Below are 14,875 nucleotides of genomic sequence, written 5' to 3'. Positions count from 1 at the left end.
CAGGAGCGAGCGGGATGAGTCCACCCGTCGTGCGTTCGCTGCGCAAGCAGATCCGCGAGCACATCGTGGAGGGCATCGTCAGCGGGCGCTGGCAGCCGGGCGAGCGGATCGTGGAACGCCGCATCGCCGTCGAGCTGGAGGTCAGCCAGACGCCGGTGCGCGAGGCGCTGCGGGAGCTGGAGGCGCTGCGGCTCATCGAGTCGGCGCCGAACAAGGGCGTGCGCGTGCGCGCGCTCACGGCCGCCGACCTGGAGGAGATCTATCCGGTGCGCGCCGGGCTCGAACAGGTCGCGGCGGAGCTGGCCGCGGGGCGGCTGGCGGAGGACGTGTCGGCGCTGGAGCCCGAGGTGGCGGCGCTGTACGAGGCGGACCGGCTGGCGGACGCGGAGGCGCAGGTGGGGCACACCGTCGCGTTCCACCGGCTGCTGGTGGCGGCGTCGGGGAACAGCGTGCTGCTGCACACCTGGGAGTCGCTGGGGATCGAGATCTGGACGGGCCTGGCGATTCGCTGGCTGGGGACGCGGCAGCGGTCGTACGCGGAGGAGCACCAGGAGCTGGTGGACGCGTTCCGGCGGCGTGACCCGGAGATCGGGCGGATCGTCAGGGAGCACGTCCTCGGCTGTGCACCGCGTGCCTGAATCGCTGGCATGGAGTGCCAATTTTTCCGATTCGATGATTTTTTGTCCCGAACCCTTTGATCGATCATCGATCATCGGCTTACAGTCTTCCCGTGGCTCCGCAGTCCGCTGCGGTCCCCTGCAAGCGAGCCCCGCCGCGTAGCTCCTGTCCTGCCCCGCGGCGAGGTTCCCACTGGAGGCCCGGGTCCCGAATGTCGCGCCAACGACGGGACCCGGCCCTCACGGGCTCCGGCCGCCGCCCCATGATGGGGGCATGCGCGCCGCCCGTCTGATCAGGATGATCCTGCTGCTCCAGTCACGCCGCGCGATGACGGCGGACGCACTCGCGGCCGAACTCGGCGTCTCCGCACGCACCGTGGCCCGCGACGTCGAGGCGCTGTCCGAGGCGGGCGTGCCGGTCTACGCGGACCGCGGCCGTACGGGCGGCTACCGCCTCGTCGGCGGCTACCGCACCGGGCTCACCGGCCTCGGCCGCGACGAGGCCGAGGCGCTGTTCCTCTCCGGGGTCCCCACCGCGCTGCGGGACATGGGCCTGGCCGACGCGGCGTCGGCGGCGCGGCTGAAGGTGGCGGCGGCCCTGCGGCCCGACCTCAGCGACGCCCCGCTCAGCGCGGCGCAGCGCTTCCACCTGGACGCCCCCGGCTGGTGGCGCCCGCACACCACTCCCCCGCTGCTGCCCGCCGTGGCCGACGCGGTGTGGGACGACCTGCTGCTGACCGTGGACTACGCGCGGCGGGACGGCGCGGGCGTGACGCGCGCGGTGGAGCCGTACGGGCTCGTGCTGAAGGCGGGTGTCTGGTACCTGGCGGCGCGCGTCGCCGGCGGGGAAGGCGGGCGCGGTGTCCACCGTGTCTACCGCGTGGACCGCTTCACCCGTGCCGAGGCGGACGGGGGGCGCTTCGCGCGGGACGAGTCGTTCGACCTGCCGGGCTTCTGGGCGGAGCGCGCGGCGCAGTTCGCCAGGTCGCTGCTGCGGGAGCGGGTGGACATCCGGGTGACGGCGGCGGGCGCACGGGCGCTGCCGCGCGTCACCGACCGGGACGCCGCCCGCGAGGCGCTGGCCGCGGCGGGCCCGCCGGACGGCGAGGGCAGGACCACGCTCACCCTCGCCGTCGAGGCGCTCGACGTCGCCGAGGAGCAGCTGCGCGCCCTCGGCCCCGAGTGCGAGGTGCTGGCGCCGCCGGAGCTGCGCGCGCGGATGGCCGAGGCGGCGCGGCGCACGGCGGCGCTGTACGGCGCCGCCGTGCCCGGGGGCGGTCAGCGGTAGTCGTCGGCGGGGGCCGTGCTGTCCCCCAGGACGACGTCGCGGATGTACCCCCACGCGTCGGGCCGCGACCCGTCCGTGTCGGTGAAGCCGTAGACCTTCGCCAGATCCCCGCTGTTGAGCGACTGCCCGTTCCAGCGCGCCACCTCGGGGTCGGCCGCCAGGGCGGCCACCGCGCGGCCGATGAACGCCGGTGACTCGGAGATGGCGAACACCGGGTCCTTCGCGATGCCCTCCCGCCAGGTCTCCTCCGTCACCTTGAAGTGGGTGTCCAGCATCGTCTCCGAGCGCAGGAAGCCCGGGGTGAGCGCGACGGCCGTGCAGCCCTCCTTCTTCAGCTCCTCGGCGAGGCCGAGCGCCATGCGGATCGGCGCGTACTTGGCCAGGTCGAAGAAGAAGTGGTCGCGGTAGGACGCGTTCGACTCGGCGGTGCCGTCCGTGATCTCCACCAGCAGGCCGCCCGGCCGCCGCGTCAGCAGCGGCAGCGCGTAGTGGCTGGTCACGATGTGCGTCTCGACGCCGAGGCGCAGCATCCGCAGACCGCGGTCGAGGTCGAACTCCCACATCCGCGCCCCGGCGGGCCACCACAGGTGGTCGCCGCCCCAGATGTCGTTCACCAGGACGTCGAGCCGCCCCTGCTCGCGGTCGATCCGCTCGACCAGCGCGCGCACCTGGTCGCGTTCCAGATGGTCGGTGGGGACGGCGATGCCCTCGCCGCCCGCCGCCGTCACCAGCTCGGCGGTCTCCTCGACGGTCTCGGTGGACCGCCCCACCTCGCTGACGGACGCGCGGGTGGTGCGGCCGGTGACGTACACCGTCGCGCCCGCCGCGCCCAGTTCCACCGCCATCCCGCGCCCCGCGCCCCGGGTCGCCCCCGCGACCAGCGCGACCCGTCCCGCCAGCTGCTTTCCCTGTTCCATGGGTGCCTTTCCCTCGGTTCTGCGGTACGGGGACGAGATTCGCAGCGATACCCGACATCTCCTGTCCGGCTTTCCGTACGAGTTCTCCCGGCTCGGCCGTACGGCGCCCACCCGGCGGCGCGCGCTCGGCGTGCGCGCCGGTCGCGCGGCGCGGATGCTGGTGCCGTGATGTACGAATCGGGCTTCTGGGAGACGGTCGACGGCGCGCGCGCCGGGGCGGACGGCGACCCCGACGCGCTCGCCGACCTGCTCGTGGGCCGGCTCGCGGAGCTGGACCCGGAGAGCGTCACGGACTACGCGCGCCACTTCGAGTCCCGCTTCAACCGGGCCTTCCGGTGGGACGTGTGGGGCGCCGCGCAGGTCCTCCTCGGGCGCGACGAGGAGGTGGACGACGAGGCGTTCGAGAACTTCCGCTGCGCCCTGATCGCCCAGGGCCGCGACGTCTTCGAGGGCACGCTCCAGGACCCCGACGCCCTGGCGGACCTGCTGCCGCCCGGCTTCGACCCGGTGGTGGAGGGCGAGGCCGAGGAGGTGGGCTTCGCGGCGTACGACGCGTACGAGCGGCTGACCGGCGACGAGCTGCCCGACCTCGGCCTGCCCGAGCCGCCGCCGGAGCCGGAGGGCGTACGGCCCGACCTCGCCGACCCCGCCGTGCTGGCCGCCGCGTACCCCCGGCTGTGGGCGCGCTTCCGCGGCGCGCCGCCGACTGGCAGCGGCGGGGCGTGATCGGGAAGGATGGCCGGCATGCCAAGCATCGCGGTCACCGGTTCGTCCGGCCTCATCGGCAGCGCGCTCGTCCTCGCCCTCAGGGCGGAGGGCAACCGGGTGGTGCGGCTGGTGCGGCACGAGCCGTCCCGGCCCGACGAGGCGCGCTGGGACCCGTCCGGGCGGGCGCAGGAGCTGACGGCCGCGGCGATCGACGGCTGCGACGCCGTCGTCCACCTGGCGGGCGCGGGCGTCGGCGACCGCCGCTGGACGGCGCACTACAAGCGGGTGCTGCGCGACAGCCGCGTGCTGGGCACGGCGGCCATCGCCGCCGCGATCGCGTCGCTCGACACCCCGCCGCGCACGCTCGTGTGCGGCAGCGCCATCGGCTGGTACGGCGACACCGCGGACCGCGCCGTCGACGAGACGGCGCCGCGCGGCAGCGGCTTCCTGGCCGACCTGGCGGTGGAGTGGGAGGAGTCGGCGCGGCCCGCGGAGGCGGCGGGCGTGCGGACGGTGTTCGCCCGTACGGGTCTCGTCGTCGCGCGCGGCGGCGGCGCGTGGGGCCGCCTCTTCCCGATCTTCCGCGCCGGTCTCGGCGGGCGCCTCGGCGACGGGCGGCAGTACTGGTCGGCGATCTCGCTGCGCGACGAGGTGGCGGCGCTGCGGTTCCTGCTGGACGAGGCGCACGGCCTGTCCGGCCCGGTCAACCTCACCGGTCCGGAGCCGGTGACCAACCGCGAGGTCACGCGCGTGATGGGCCGTGTCCTGCGGCGCCCCGCGGTCTTCGCGGTCCCGGCGCCGGTGCTGAAGGTGGCGCTCGGCGAGTTCTCCGAGGACGTCCTCGGCAGCCAGCGCGTCCTGCCCCGGCGGCTGCTCGACGCGGGCTTCACGTTCGAACACCCCACCGTCGAGGACGCGGTCCGCGCCGCGCTGGGCTGAGCCGGCGACGGGGGATCTGCAACCGGGCGACCTCGCGCGCCGGGCCGCGCCCGCCCGCCACCGCCCCGGCGCGCCCGTTCCCCCCTGTCCCGGGGGCCGTTGGGGCACCGGGGCGGCACGGTACGTGTGCGACCCGCCGTGCGACCGTGCCCGGTCCGTGCGCTCTGTCTGAATCCGCCCGGCGTGAGAGGGTCACATGCGGTTCGGGCGTCGCCCGCGCCGTGAGCGGGCATCACCTCTCTCAGGCCCACCCCGCCCCTGAGCCGCCGCTCGGACGCACCGACCACCTCACCAGGAGGCCACGTGCTCAGCAGCCGACCGCACCACGCGGAGTCCGACGTCGTCGTCGTGGGAGGTGGGACGGCCGGACTCGCCGCCGCCCACCACCTGCACGCGGCCGGACTCGCCGTGACCGTACTCGAAGCCACCGACCGCATCGGCGGCCGCATGGCCACCGACCACCGCGACGGCTACCGCCTCGACCGGGGAAGCCGGCTCACCCTGCCCGGCTCGCCCGCCCTCGCCCGGCTGCCCCGCCCGCTCCTCCTGCGCCGCCTCACCGGCGGCGTCCTCCTGCACGGCACCACCCAGCGGCACCGCATCGGCGGCGCCGCGCCCGACCAGACGGCGCCAGGGCGCGTACCGCACCCCCGGCAGGAGTCCGCCGAGGACGCCCTGCGGCCCCTCCTCGACGCGCTGCCGCACGACGTGACCCTCCGCGCCGTGGCCCGGCAGGGCGTCGCGCTCCCGGCGGGCGGCGCGGCGGCACTGCCGGGGCTGCTGGCCGCCGGGCTGCCCGAGGGCACCGTACGCACGGGGGTGCGCGCGGTGTCGGTCGCGACCTCGGCCGTGACGACGGAGGCACACGGTACGTTTCCCTGCCGCGCCGTCGTCGTCGCGACGGGGGCACACGAGGCGGCGCGCCTGCTGCCGGGCCTGCGCGTGCCGGACTTCCGGGCCGTGACGGTCCTTCACCACGCCGCGCCAGGCGGCCTCGCCACAGGGGCCACGCTGCTGGTGGACACGGCCGCGCGCGGCCCGCTCGCGTACTCCCTGCCCGCCTCGGCGGCCGACCCGTCACGGGCACCGGCCGGGCGGACGCTCGTGACCTCCGTGGTCACCGGGCCGCGGGCGGGCGAACCGGCCGAGCTGCTGGACAAGGCCGCGCGCCCGCAGCTCGCCGAGCTGTACGGCACCCCGGCCGACGACTGGCGGCTGCTGGCGGCGCACCACGACCCGTACGCCGTGCCGGTCGTGCCGCCGCCGTGGACGGGCGGCCGGCCGGCCAGGCTGATCGACGGGCTGTACGTCTGCGGCGACCACCGCGACCTGCCGGGGCTCGCGGGCGACCTCGCGTCGGCGCGGCGGGCGGCGCGGGCGCTGCTCGCCGACGCCGGGCTCCCCCGGGACCCTGCTCCCGTCCCGGAGGAACCGCCCGTCTGCGCGCCGTCCCGGTAGTCCCGCCCGGGTGGGCCCCGCCCCCGCGACGGCGCGGGGGCGTACGGCGTCCTCGGCCCGTTCAGGACCGTTCAGGACCGTTCAGGACCGTTCAGGACCTCTCAGACCAGCGCGGCCACCTTCTCCCGGTACATGCGCACGGCCGCGGCGTCGCGGAAGGGCTCCAGTCTCCGTTCGAAGTCCTGGACGTACTCGTGCGCCCGCGCCGACCGCATCTCCGCCGCCTGCGCCGCGGCCTCCGCGGCGAGGGTGCAGGCCTGCTCGACGTCGCCGAGCCCGAGCCGCGCCGACGCCAGCACCACCCGGCAGAACAGGCGGCTGCGGGCGAACGCGGGTGCCCGCAGTTGGAGCGACCGCTCGGCGTGCCGGGCGGCCGAGCGGTACTGCTGGAGGTCGCGGTGGCAGTGGCCGAACTCGTCGGCGAGCTGCGCCTCGTCGAAGAACCGCCCCCACGGCGGCACGTCGTCCCCGGCCCGCGCCGACTCCAGGGCGCGCTCCGCCCTGGCCAGCGCGGCGGTGCAGGCCCGCACCTCCCCCATCAGCCCGTGCCCGCGCGCCTCGACGGCGTGCAGGAGCGCCTGGACGACGGGCGGCACGGAGCCGCCCATCCCCTGCTGCGCGACGCGGGCGAGCTGCACGGCCTCCCGGCCGTGCCCGAGGTAGACGGCCTGCCTGCTCATGGAGACCAGGACGTAGCCGCCGTAGCCGCGGTCGCCCGCCGCCTGGGCCAGGCGCAGGGCCTGGACGAAGTAGCGCTGGGCGAGGCCGTGCGCGGCGATGTCGTACGCCGTCCAGCCCGCGAGGCGGGTGAGGTCGGCGGCGGCGGCGAAGAGGCGGCGGCCGACCTGTTCGCCGTACGTGCCGCGCAGCATCGGTTCGAGTTCGTGCTCCAGGTAGCGGACGAGGGCCTGCCGCGCGTGGCCGCCGCCGTACGCCTGGTCGAGGCCGCGGAACAGTTCGGCGACCGAGCGGAGCGCGGCGATGTCGCCGCTGGTGACGCGCTGGCCGGGGCCGCGTTCCACCCGGTCGGCCGGTGAGGGCCGGTCGGGCTGGGCGGGCCGTGGCACGCGGCCGGGCGGGACCAGGCCGGGCCGCACCGCCGCCCCCGGCGGGAGCGGGCGCGCGGGGCCGCGGCCCTGTTCGGGGACGCGGACGGCGGGCGCGCCCGGCGGCGCCTCGGGCGGCTCGCCGCGCGCCACCCGCTCGTCCGGCCGCCCGATGAGCCAGTCGCGGCTCGGGACGACGAGTCCTGCGGGGGTGAACGCGATCTTGCGCAGCTCGGCGTAGCTGCCCGAGTCCTTGCGCCACAGGCCGGCGACGATGTCGACGGCCTCGGCCGGTCCTGTGGCGAACTCGAGACCCGCGTAGACCGGCGCGCAGGCCTCCAGCCCGAGGTCCTGGGCGGAGAGTCTGCGGCCGAGGCGCCGGGTGAACACCTCGGCGATCAGGGCGGGTGTGGTGCCGCGTGGACGCTGGCCGCGCAGCCAGCGTGTGACGGACGTCTTGTCATAGCGGAGATCGAGGCCGTGTTCGAGGCCGAGCTGATCGACCCGCCGTGCGAGACCGGCGTGGGAGAAGCCCGCCTCGGTGATGAGGGCGGCCAGCTGGCGGTTCGGCGTACGCGGGGAGGCGGTCTGCGGGGAGGCGGTGCCTCCGGGTCGTTCCGTGGACATCGGCGATGCGGTCTCCTGCCTTACGGCTGTGCGGCTGGAACGGCGTGAATGTAACGGTCCAGCCATGCCGCCTCGCGGCGTGGGCGCAGAGTTCATCCAAAGGTGTGAGGGGGAGCCCGCCCCGGGATTAGCTGGTGCACGGGCTTACAGTGGATGCGGAACACAGGGCATCTGTGCGGCCGGACGGGCGGGACGTACCCCGCGGGACGCGCCGGGCCGATACCGGCGGGAACCGGAAAGCACCGGAAAAAAGGGGAGCGGTCGCGGTGAGCGAGCTGCGCTTTGTCCATCTCGGTTTCGGGGCGGACGCCGTGGAGTACCACGCGGCGTGGCAGGAGCAACGGCGGGTCCACACCGCCCGGTTCGCGGACGAGGTCCCGGACACGTGTCTCCTGCTCGAACACCGGAGTGTGTACACGGCGGGCCGCCGTACGGAGGAGAGCGAGCGCCCCCTCGACGGCACGCCGGTGGTGGACGTGGACCGGGGCGGGAAGATCACCTGGCACGGCCCCGGGCAGCTCGTCGGCTACCCGATCCTCAAGCTGCCGCGGCCCGTGGACGTGATCGCCCACGTGCGCCGCATCGAGGAGGCCGTGATCCGGGCGTGCGCCGAGTTCGGCCTGGCGACGACGCGGGTCGAGGGCCGCAGCGGCGTGTGGGTGCTCGGCGACCCGGACTCCGGGGCGCCCGGCGGGCACGCGGGCGGCTTCGGCGGCCTGTCGCTCGACTTCGACCCCCGGCTGCACGACGAGGAGTTCGACCCGCGGCTCAGCGGCCCCGAGTACGCGCCGTCGAACGCGGGGCAGCGCGGCGAGGACCGCAAGCTCTGCGCGATCGGCATCCGCGTCGCCAAGGGCGTGACGATGCACGGCTTCGCGCTCAACTGCGACCCGGACAACACCTCGTTCGACCGCATCGTGCCCTGCGGCATCCGCGACGCCGGTGTGACGTCGCTTACGCAGGAACTGGGGCGTGGGATCTCCGTCCTGGAGGTGCTTCCCGTGGTGGAGCGGCATCTGCGCGAGGTCCTGGACACGGCGGTCCCCCTGCCGCGCGCCGTCTGAGCTCCGCCCGCGCTGCCTGCGGGCGGCCGGGGGCCGATGACCCCCGATGCACAGGCGTACGCTGGTGTTCGCCGAAGAATCGAAAGTGGTAGGGAGCCGGACGTGTCCGCTGTCGCACCCGACGGTCGCAAGATGCTGCGTCTCGAGGTCCGGAACAGCCAGACCCCCATCGAGCGCAAGCCCGAGTGGATCAAGACCCGGGCGAAACTCGGCCCCGAGTACCAGGCGCTGCACGGCCTCGTGAAGCGCGAGGGCCTGCACACGGTGTGCCAGGAAGCCGGCTGTCCCAACATCTTCGAGTGCTGGGAGGACCGCGAGGCGACCTTCCTCATCGGCGGCGAGCAGTGCACGCGGCGCTGCGACTTCTGCCAGATCGACACCGGCCGCCCGGCGGACCTGGACCGCGACGAGCCGCGGCGCGTCGCCGAGTCGGTGAAGCAGATGGAGCTGAAGTACGCGACGATCACCGGCGTCGCGCGCGACGACCTGGCGGACGGCGGCGCCTGGCTGTACGCGGAGACCGTCCGGCAGATCCACGGCATGATCCCCGGCACCGGCGTCGAGCTGCTCATCCCGGACTTCAACGCGGTGCCCGAGCAGCTGGCCGAGGTCTTCGGCAGCAGGCCCGAGGTGCTGGCGCACAACGTCGAGACGGTGCCGCGGATCTTCAAGCGCATCCGCCCGGCGTTCCGCTACGACCGCTCGCTGCGCGTCCTCACGCTGGCGCGGGAGGCGGGGCTCGTCACCAAGTCGAACCTGATCCTCGGCCTCGGCGAGACGCGTGAGGAAGTCGGCCAGGCCCTGCGGGACATGCACGAGGCGGGCTGCGAACTGATCACGATCACGCAGTACCTGCGGCCGACGCCCCGGCACCACCCGGTGGAGCGGTGGGTGAAGCCGGAGGAGTTCGTGGAGCTGCGCGAGGAGGCCGAGGCGATCGGCTACGCGGGCGTGATGTCCGGGCCGCTGGTCCGCTCGTCGTACCGCGCGGGGCGGCTCTACCGGCAGGCGATCGACCGGCGCGCGGGCGTACCGGCGGCGTGACCCGTTCCGTGGCGCGCGCTTTCGGCGGCCTTGACCCGCGGGTCATGGCGGCGTAACACCGTCCGGCGACGATGGGACGGCGGGACCGGCACCGTGGCGAGGACGACGCGGTGCGGAAGGAAGATCCGGTGTCCGGGCGCGAGCCGCGGACGCATGGCCGGGGCCGGGGGGCCCTGGCCGCCCTGGGAGGGGTCCGAATCATGGCACATCCTGTGAGCACGGTGGACACGATGACTACGGCGGGCACGGCGGGAGCGGTCCAGACGCGGCCGTCCGTGACCGGCACGCTGCGCGTCCTGGAGGGCATGCTGCTGCGCGCGGGACGCCGTACGGCGCTGGAGAACGCGTGGACGGCCGTCCAGGCCGACCGCGAGCGCGCGGCGGCCAGGAGCGAGGCGGAGCGCGCGCTGCGCGCCGTCACGGCCGACGCGCGCCCGGCGGCGCTGCCCGCGCCGCGCGCCTGACGTACGCCCGGCACGGCCCCCGCCGCCCGGCTGGGGGCCACCGGGCGCGGGGCCGCCTCCGGCGCCCCGTATGCTTGCGCGCATGGCGCGGAAGGACAAGGAGCCGAAGGACCCCGAGAGCGCGGGGCGGCTCAAGCAGATCGCTCTGACGTACAAGATGACCCGGCGGTCGGACCGGTGGATCGGCTGGATCATCTCAGCGGTCGGTCTTGGCACCTTCGCGGTGTTCCTCCTCATCGGCTTCCTGCTCGGACACCCGGTCTACCTGGGCATCCTCGGTGCCCTCGTGGCCCTGCTGGTGACGGCCATCGTCTTCGGGCGGCGGGCCGAGCGGGCGGCGTTCGGGCAGATGGAGGGCCAGCCGGGGGCCGCGGCGGCGGTGCTGGAGAACATGCGGCGCGGTGTGGTGTTCACCCCGGCCGTGGCGATCACCCGGCAGCAGGACGTCGTGCACCGGGCGGTCGGCAAGTACGGCGTGGTGCTGGTCGGTGAGGGCAACCCGAACCGGGTCAAGGGCCTGATCGCCGCCGAGCGCCGCCGGATGAACCGCGTGGTCTCGGACGTGCCGGTGCACGACGTGATCGTCGGCGACGGACCGGGGCAGGTGGAGCTGAAGAAGCTGCGCACCACGATCATGAAGTACCCGCGCGTGCTGGCCGGGCCCCGGGTGACCGAGGTCAACGACCGCCTGCGCGCGATGGGCGACCTGATGAACAACATGCCGGTGCCGAAGGGTCCGCTGCCCAAGGGCATGCGGATGCCGAAGGGGAACTCCCCGCGCCGCGGGCGCTGATCCCCGCCCCCGCGCCCGTACACACGACGACCTCTACGCCTCGGGGCCCCTGTCTGCCAGGGGCCCCGAGGCATGTGCGGCGGCGGGTGTCACCTCCGCCGGAGTCCGTCACATCCGGATCTGGACGGCGCGGGCGAGCCGGTCGTGCAGCCCGCGCTGGTCGCGGTCCCACACGAGCGCCGGAACGGCCAGCGCCAGCAGGAGCGTCCGCAGCGCGGCGCGGGGGAACGTGAGGCGCCCCCCGCCGACGGCGACGACCCGCAGCCCCAGCAGCCGCTTCCCGGGTGTGAACCCCAGCGTGCCGACGGTGAGCAGGGCCATCACGACGAAGACGGCCAGCGCCCAGTTGCTGACGGAGGCCGCGCCGCCGTCGGCGAGCAGACCGTATGCGATCAGGTTGCACAGCGCCCAGTCGACGACGAGGGCGCCGAGGCGCCTGCCGAAGCGGGCCGCCGAGCCGGGGCCCTCCTCGGGCAGGCCGAGGCGCTCACCCCGATAGCCGAAGTCGACGCCCATCTCCTCGGCCGCCGCGCGGGGTCCCGAGAGCCACGAGCCGATTGCCTGGCGATTGTCCACGTCTCCACGGTAGCGCGGCCGCCGGGACGGGCCGTCACCGGTATCGGGCGAGAAGTCCGGTTAACATCAGCGAAACAACTGAGTCACGCCCGAGAAATCGCCTGTCCATAGGGTCGCCCCGGCAGGCCCACGCACGGGCCGTTCCCGAGCTGCACATCCCCGTCCCTCCACGGCGGGGCTAGGAGGACACCGGATGTTCCAGAACGCCGACGAGATCAACAAGTACATCAAGGACAAGGACGTGAAGTTCGTCGACGTCCGCTTCTGCGACCTGCCGGGCATCATGCAGCACCTCACGATTCCGGCGGAGGTCTTCGACCCCACCGCGAACGTGATGTTCGACGGTTCGTCGATCCGTGGCTTCCAGGCCATCCACGAGTCGGACATGGCGCTGGTCCCCGACCTCGGCACCTCCCGGATCGACCCGTTCCGCAAGGACTCGACGCTCAACGTCAACTTCTTCATCCACGACCCGGTGACGGGCGAGGCGTACAGCCGCGACCCCCGCAACGTGGCGAAGAAGGCCGAGGCCTACCTGGCGTCCTCCGGCATCGCCGACACCGCGTACTTCGGCCCCGAGGCGGAGTTCTACGTCTTCGACGACGTGCGCTTCGAGACGAAGTCGAACGCCGGTTACTACCACATCGACTCCGTCGCCGGCGCGTGGAACACGGGCGCCATCGAGGAGGGCGGCAACCGCGGCTACAAGGTCCGTTACAAGGGCGGCTACTTCCCCGCCCCGCCGGTGGACCACTTCGCCGACCTGCGCGCCGAGATCACCCTCGAACTGATCAAGGCCGGTCTGAAGGTGGAGCGCCAGCACCACGAGGTGGGCACCGCCGGACAGGCCGAGATCAACTACGAGTTCAACACGCTGCTCGCCGCGGCCGACGACCTGATGCTGTACAAGTACATCGTCAAGAACGTCGCCTGGCGCAACAACAAGACGGCGACCTTCATGCCGAAGCCGATCTTCGGCGACAACGGCTCGGGCATGCACGTCCACCAGTCCCTGTGGTCCGGCGGCACCCCGCTGTTCTACGACGAGCAGGGCTACGCGGGCCTGTCCGACATGGCGCGCTACTACATCGGCGGCATCCTGAAGCACGCCCCGTCGCTGCTGGCGTTCACCAACCCGACGGTCAACTCGTACCACCGCCTGGTGCCCGGCTTCGAGGCCCCCGTGAACCTGGTGTACTCGCAGCGCAACCGCTCCGCGGCCATGCGCATCCCGATCACCGGCTCGAACCCGAAGGCGAAGCGCGTCGAGTTCCGCGCGCCCGACCCGTCGTCCAACCCGTACCTGGCCTTCTCGGCGCTGCTGCTCGCCGGCCTGGACGGCATCAAGAACAAGATCGAGCCGGCCGAGCCGATCGACAAGGACCTCTACGAGCTGGCCCCGGAGGAGCACGCCGAGCTGCCGCAGGTCCCGACCTCGCTGCCCGCCGTGCTGGAGGCCCTGGAGGCCGACAACGAGTACCTGCAGGCCGGTGGCGTCTTCACCGCCGACCTGATCGAGACGTGGATCGACTTCAAGCGGGAGAAGGAGATCGCCCCCATGCAGCTCCGCCCGCACCCGCACGAGTTCGAGCTGTACTTCGACATCTGAGCCGTACCCCTCACCGCACCCCGTCCGGCCCGCGCGCACGCGGGCCGCGGCGGGGTGCGGTGCTGTGCGCGGGACTTCCGCGCGCGGGTGCCCGTGGACGCGGACGGTGTGCGGGGTATGGGCGGCCGGGCGTGCTTTCTCATGCGGCTCTCATCAACTCCTCACGGACGCCTCACCCCCCGCCCATAGCGTCCCGCGCATGCTTTTCACCTACCTGCGCCGCGAACTGCGCAGACGTCACAAGGCGCAGTTCGTCATCGCCTCCGGGCTCGCGCTCGGCATCGCCCTCGTCCTCGTCGTGAACGCGGTGTCCGCCGGGATGCGCGAGGCCCAGGACGACGTGCTGGAGTCCCTGTACGGGCTGGGCACGGACATGACCGTCAGCAAGGCGTTCGACATGCCGGAGGAAGGCGAGGGCGGCGGGCAACGGCAGCGTCCCGGCTTCCGGTTCGACGCCGACCAGGACGCCGAGCAGAGCAGCGACATGCTCGTCCTCGAAGGTCAGGACACCCTCACCACCGACGACGTGGCCGCCGTGGCCGGGATCGAGGACGTGACCGGCGCGGCCGGTGCCCTCAGCCTCCGGAACATCGGCGTGAACGGCAACTTCGACCCCGGGCAGTTCATGGAGGACGACGGCTCGGGCGGTCCCCCCGGCGGCATGGGCGGCGAGGGCGGAGAGGAGGGCGGGCCCCGGATCGGGGGCGGCGGCGCCGACTTCGACATCAACCAGTACCGCGTGCTCGGGGCCGACGTCACCCAGCCGGGCATCGGCCCGCTGGCCGGCACCGAGGTGACGGACGGCCGCACGTTCGAGACCGGCGAGGCGGACGCGCCGGTGGCGGTGCTCGACGCCGAGTACGCGGCCGGCGAGGACCTGGCCGTCGGCGACACGCTCACCCTCGCCGGGACCGACCTGGAGATCATCGGCCTGAACGAGACCGCCGAGGGCGACGCCGCCTCCGACGTCTACCTGCCGCTGGCCACCGCCCAGACCCTCGCCGAGCAGGAGGGCAAGGTCACCGACGTCTATGTGACGGCGGCCGACTCCCAGCGGATCGACGCGATCGCCGCCGCCATCGGCGAGCGGGTCGCCGACGCCGACGTCACCACCGCGGACGACCTGGCCGACCAGGTGTCCGGCTCCCTCTCCACCGCCGCCGATCTCGCGGACGGCGTGGGCCGCTGGCTGTCGTGGCTGGTGCTCGGCTCGTCCTTCCTCGTCGCCGGGCTGCTCGCCGCCTCGTCGGTCGGCCGCCGGGTCAGGGAGTTCGGCACGCTGAAGGCCATCGGCTGGACGCGGGGCCGCGTCACCCGGCAGGTCGTGGGCGAGTCGCTGGTCACCGGCCTGTTCGGCGGCGCGCTCGGCCTGGGCGTCGGCCTGGCCGCCGCGTGGCTCATCACCTGGGCCAGCCCCGCCCTGACCGCCGAACTCCCCGCGACCGCCGCGGGCGGCCCCGGCATGGGGATGGGCCCCGGCGGGATGGGCGGCGGCCCCGGCGGGATGGGCGGCCGGGCCCCGGACGCCGCCGAGGCCGCCGGGCAGTCCCTCGACATCGGCCTCACCGCCCCGGTCGGTCTTGGCATCGTCCTGCTCGCCGTCACGCTCGCCGTCACCGGCGGCCTGGTCTCCGGCGCGTTCGCCGCCTGGCGCGCCTCCCGGCTGCGCCCCGCCGACGCCTTCCGCCGTATCGCCTGACCCGTCGACCCGGGAGAGGAAACCCC

At 74.2% G+C, this 14,875-nt stretch carries 14 protein-coding genes; 11 read left to right on the top strand and 3 right to left on the bottom strand.

Features of this window, described 5'->3' with window-relative positions; genetic code table 11:
• Nucleotides 1-14 precede the first annotated feature (14 nt).
• Together ACIBPC_RS05270 and ACIBPC_RS05265 are read left to right on the top strand one after the other, a co-directional pair.
• The gene (locus ACIBPC_RS05270; protein ID WP_362963434.1) at nt 15-638 is read left to right on the top strand and encodes a GntR family transcriptional regulator; all 624 of its coding nucleotides are present in this window, start codon (nt 15-17) and stop codon (nt 636-638) included.
• Nucleotides 639-891: 253 nt separating this feature from the next.
• Entirely contained in the window at nt 892-1,905 is a 1,014-nt protein-coding gene (locus ACIBPC_RS05265; protein ID WP_398841414.1) for a helix-turn-helix transcriptional regulator, read from the top strand.
• Here the strand turns inward: ACIBPC_RS05265 and ACIBPC_RS05260 are convergent.
• Complete coding sequence (locus ACIBPC_RS05260; RefSeq protein WP_362963438.1) at nt 1,896-2,822, bottom strand: SDR family oxidoreductase; 927 nt, start codon at nt 2,820-2,822, stop codon at nt 1,896-1,898. The genes ACIBPC_RS05265 and ACIBPC_RS05260 overlap by 10 nt on opposite strands.
• Nucleotides 2,823-2,990: 168 nt before the next feature.
• Here ACIBPC_RS05260 and ACIBPC_RS05255 point away from each other — a divergent pair, with 168 nt between their 5' ends.
• The 3 genes from ACIBPC_RS05255 to ACIBPC_RS05245 all read left to right on the top strand — a co-directional run bounded on the left by ACIBPC_RS05255 (nt 2,991) and on the right by ACIBPC_RS05245 (nt 5,927).
• A complete protein-coding gene (locus tag ACIBPC_RS05255) occupies nt 2,991-3,548 on the top strand; it encodes a DUF4240 domain-containing protein (RefSeq protein ID WP_362963611.1) in 558 nt (185 codons plus the stop codon).
• 9 nt (nt 3,549-3,557) lie between these two features.
• The gene (locus ACIBPC_RS05250) at nt 3,558-4,469 is read left to right on the top strand and encodes a TIGR01777 family oxidoreductase (RefSeq protein ID WP_398841412.1); all 912 of its coding nucleotides are present in this window, start codon (nt 3,558-3,560) and stop codon (nt 4,467-4,469) included.
• Between the two features lie 303 nt (nt 4,470-4,772).
• A complete protein-coding gene (locus tag ACIBPC_RS05245) occupies nt 4,773-5,927 on the top strand; it encodes an FAD-dependent oxidoreductase (protein ID WP_398841411.1) in 1,155 nt (384 codons plus the stop codon).
• Between the two features lie 101 nt (nt 5,928-6,028).
• Here ACIBPC_RS05245 and ACIBPC_RS05240 read toward each other — a convergent pair whose 3' ends face one another.
• Nucleotides 6,029-7,600, bottom strand: a complete 1,572-nt coding sequence (locus tag ACIBPC_RS05240) for a regulator (protein WP_362963444.1) — start codon at nt 7,598-7,600, stop codon at nt 6,029-6,031.
• Nucleotides 7,601-7,866: 266 nt separating this feature from the next.
• Between ACIBPC_RS05240 and lipB the strand changes: the two genes are divergently transcribed.
• The 4 genes from lipB (at nt 7,867) to ACIBPC_RS05220 (ending at nt 10,965) form a co-directional block, all read left to right on the top strand.
• Nucleotides 7,867-8,664 (top strand): lipoyl(octanoyl) transferase LipB, encoded by a 798-nt coding sequence (lipB, locus tag ACIBPC_RS05235; protein ID WP_398841409.1) that lies wholly within the window; start codon nt 7,867-7,869, stop codon nt 8,662-8,664.
• A gap of 102 nt (nt 8,665-8,766) precedes the next feature.
• On the top strand, nt 8,767-9,708 hold the full coding sequence (lipA, locus tag ACIBPC_RS05230) for a lipoyl synthase (protein WP_398841407.1): 942 nt from the start codon (nt 8,767-8,769) through the stop codon (nt 9,706-9,708).
• 200 nt (nt 9,709-9,908) lie between these two features.
• On the top strand, nt 9,909-10,172 hold the full coding sequence (locus ACIBPC_RS05225) for a hypothetical protein (RefSeq protein ID WP_398841405.1): 264 nt from the start codon (nt 9,909-9,911) through the stop codon (nt 10,170-10,172).
• An 82-nt stretch (nt 10,173-10,254) separates the two neighbouring features.
• Entirely contained in the window at nt 10,255-10,965 is a 711-nt protein-coding gene (locus ACIBPC_RS05220; RefSeq protein WP_362963450.1) for a DUF4191 domain-containing protein, read from the top strand.
• Nucleotides 10,966-11,073: 108 nt separating this feature from the next.
• Here ACIBPC_RS05220 and ACIBPC_RS05215 read toward each other — a convergent pair whose 3' ends face one another.
• Nucleotides 11,074-11,541, bottom strand: a complete 468-nt coding sequence (locus tag ACIBPC_RS05215) for an RDD family protein (RefSeq protein ID WP_362963452.1) — start codon at nt 11,539-11,541, stop codon at nt 11,074-11,076.
• A 193-nt stretch (nt 11,542-11,734) separates the two neighbouring features.
• On the opposite strand from ACIBPC_RS05215, the gene glnA reads away from it, so the two are divergent.
• Nucleotides 11,735-13,150 carry a type I glutamate--ammonia ligase gene (glnA, locus tag ACIBPC_RS05210; RefSeq protein WP_362963454.1) on the top strand — a complete coding sequence of 472 codons (1,416 nt, stop codon included), beginning with the start codon at nt 11,735-11,737 and terminating at the stop codon, nt 13,148-13,150.
• A gap of 199 nt (nt 13,151-13,349) precedes the next feature.
• A complete protein-coding gene (locus tag ACIBPC_RS05205; RefSeq protein WP_398841403.1) occupies nt 13,350-14,849 on the top strand; it encodes an ABC transporter permease in 1,500 nt (499 codons plus the stop codon).
• Nucleotides 14,850-14,875: the final 26 nt, after the last annotated feature.

The organism is Streptomyces sp. NPDC049879 (genome assembly GCF_044461265.1).
GTDB lineage: Bacteria > Actinomycetota > Actinomycetes > Streptomycetales > Streptomycetaceae > Streptomyces.
The sequence above is the reverse complement of the archived record's forward strand: the minus strand, read 5'-3'. Positions and strand labels throughout refer to the sequence as shown.

Bases quoted from the DNA above. Each gene is read 5' to 3' on its own strand.
- ACIBPC_RS05250 (WP_398841412.1), top strand. From the start codon at position 3,558: ATGGCCGGCATGCCAAGCATCGCGGTCACCGGTTCGTCCGGCCTCATC.
- ACIBPC_RS05265 (WP_398841414.1), top strand. From the start codon at position 892: ATGCGCGCCGCCCGTCTGATCAGGATGATCCTGCTGCTCCAGTCACGC.
- ACIBPC_RS05240 (WP_362963444.1), bottom strand. From the start codon at position 7,600: ATGTCCACGGAACGACCCGGAGGCACCGCCTCCCCGCAGACCGCCTCC.
- ACIBPC_RS05270 (WP_362963434.1), top strand. From the start codon at position 15: ATGAGTCCACCCGTCGTGCGTTCGCTGCGCAAGCAGATCCGCGAGCAC.
- ACIBPC_RS05225 (WP_398841405.1), top strand. From the start codon at position 9,909: ATGGCACATCCTGTGAGCACGGTGGACACGATGACTACGGCGGGCACG.
- ACIBPC_RS05205 (WP_398841403.1), top strand. From the start codon at position 13,350: ATGCTTTTCACCTACCTGCGCCGCGAACTGCGCAGACGTCACAAGGCG.
- ACIBPC_RS05255 (WP_362963611.1), top strand. From the start codon at position 2,991: ATGTACGAATCGGGCTTCTGGGAGACGGTCGACGGCGCGCGCGCCGGG.
- glnA (WP_362963454.1), top strand. From the start codon at position 11,735: ATGTTCCAGAACGCCGACGAGATCAACAAGTACATCAAGGACAAGGAC.
- ACIBPC_RS05260 (WP_362963438.1), bottom strand. From the start codon at position 2,822: ATGGAACAGGGAAAGCAGCTGGCGGGACGGGTCGCGCTGGTCGCGGGG.
- ACIBPC_RS05220 (WP_362963450.1), top strand. From the start codon at position 10,255: ATGGCGCGGAAGGACAAGGAGCCGAAGGACCCCGAGAGCGCGGGGCGG.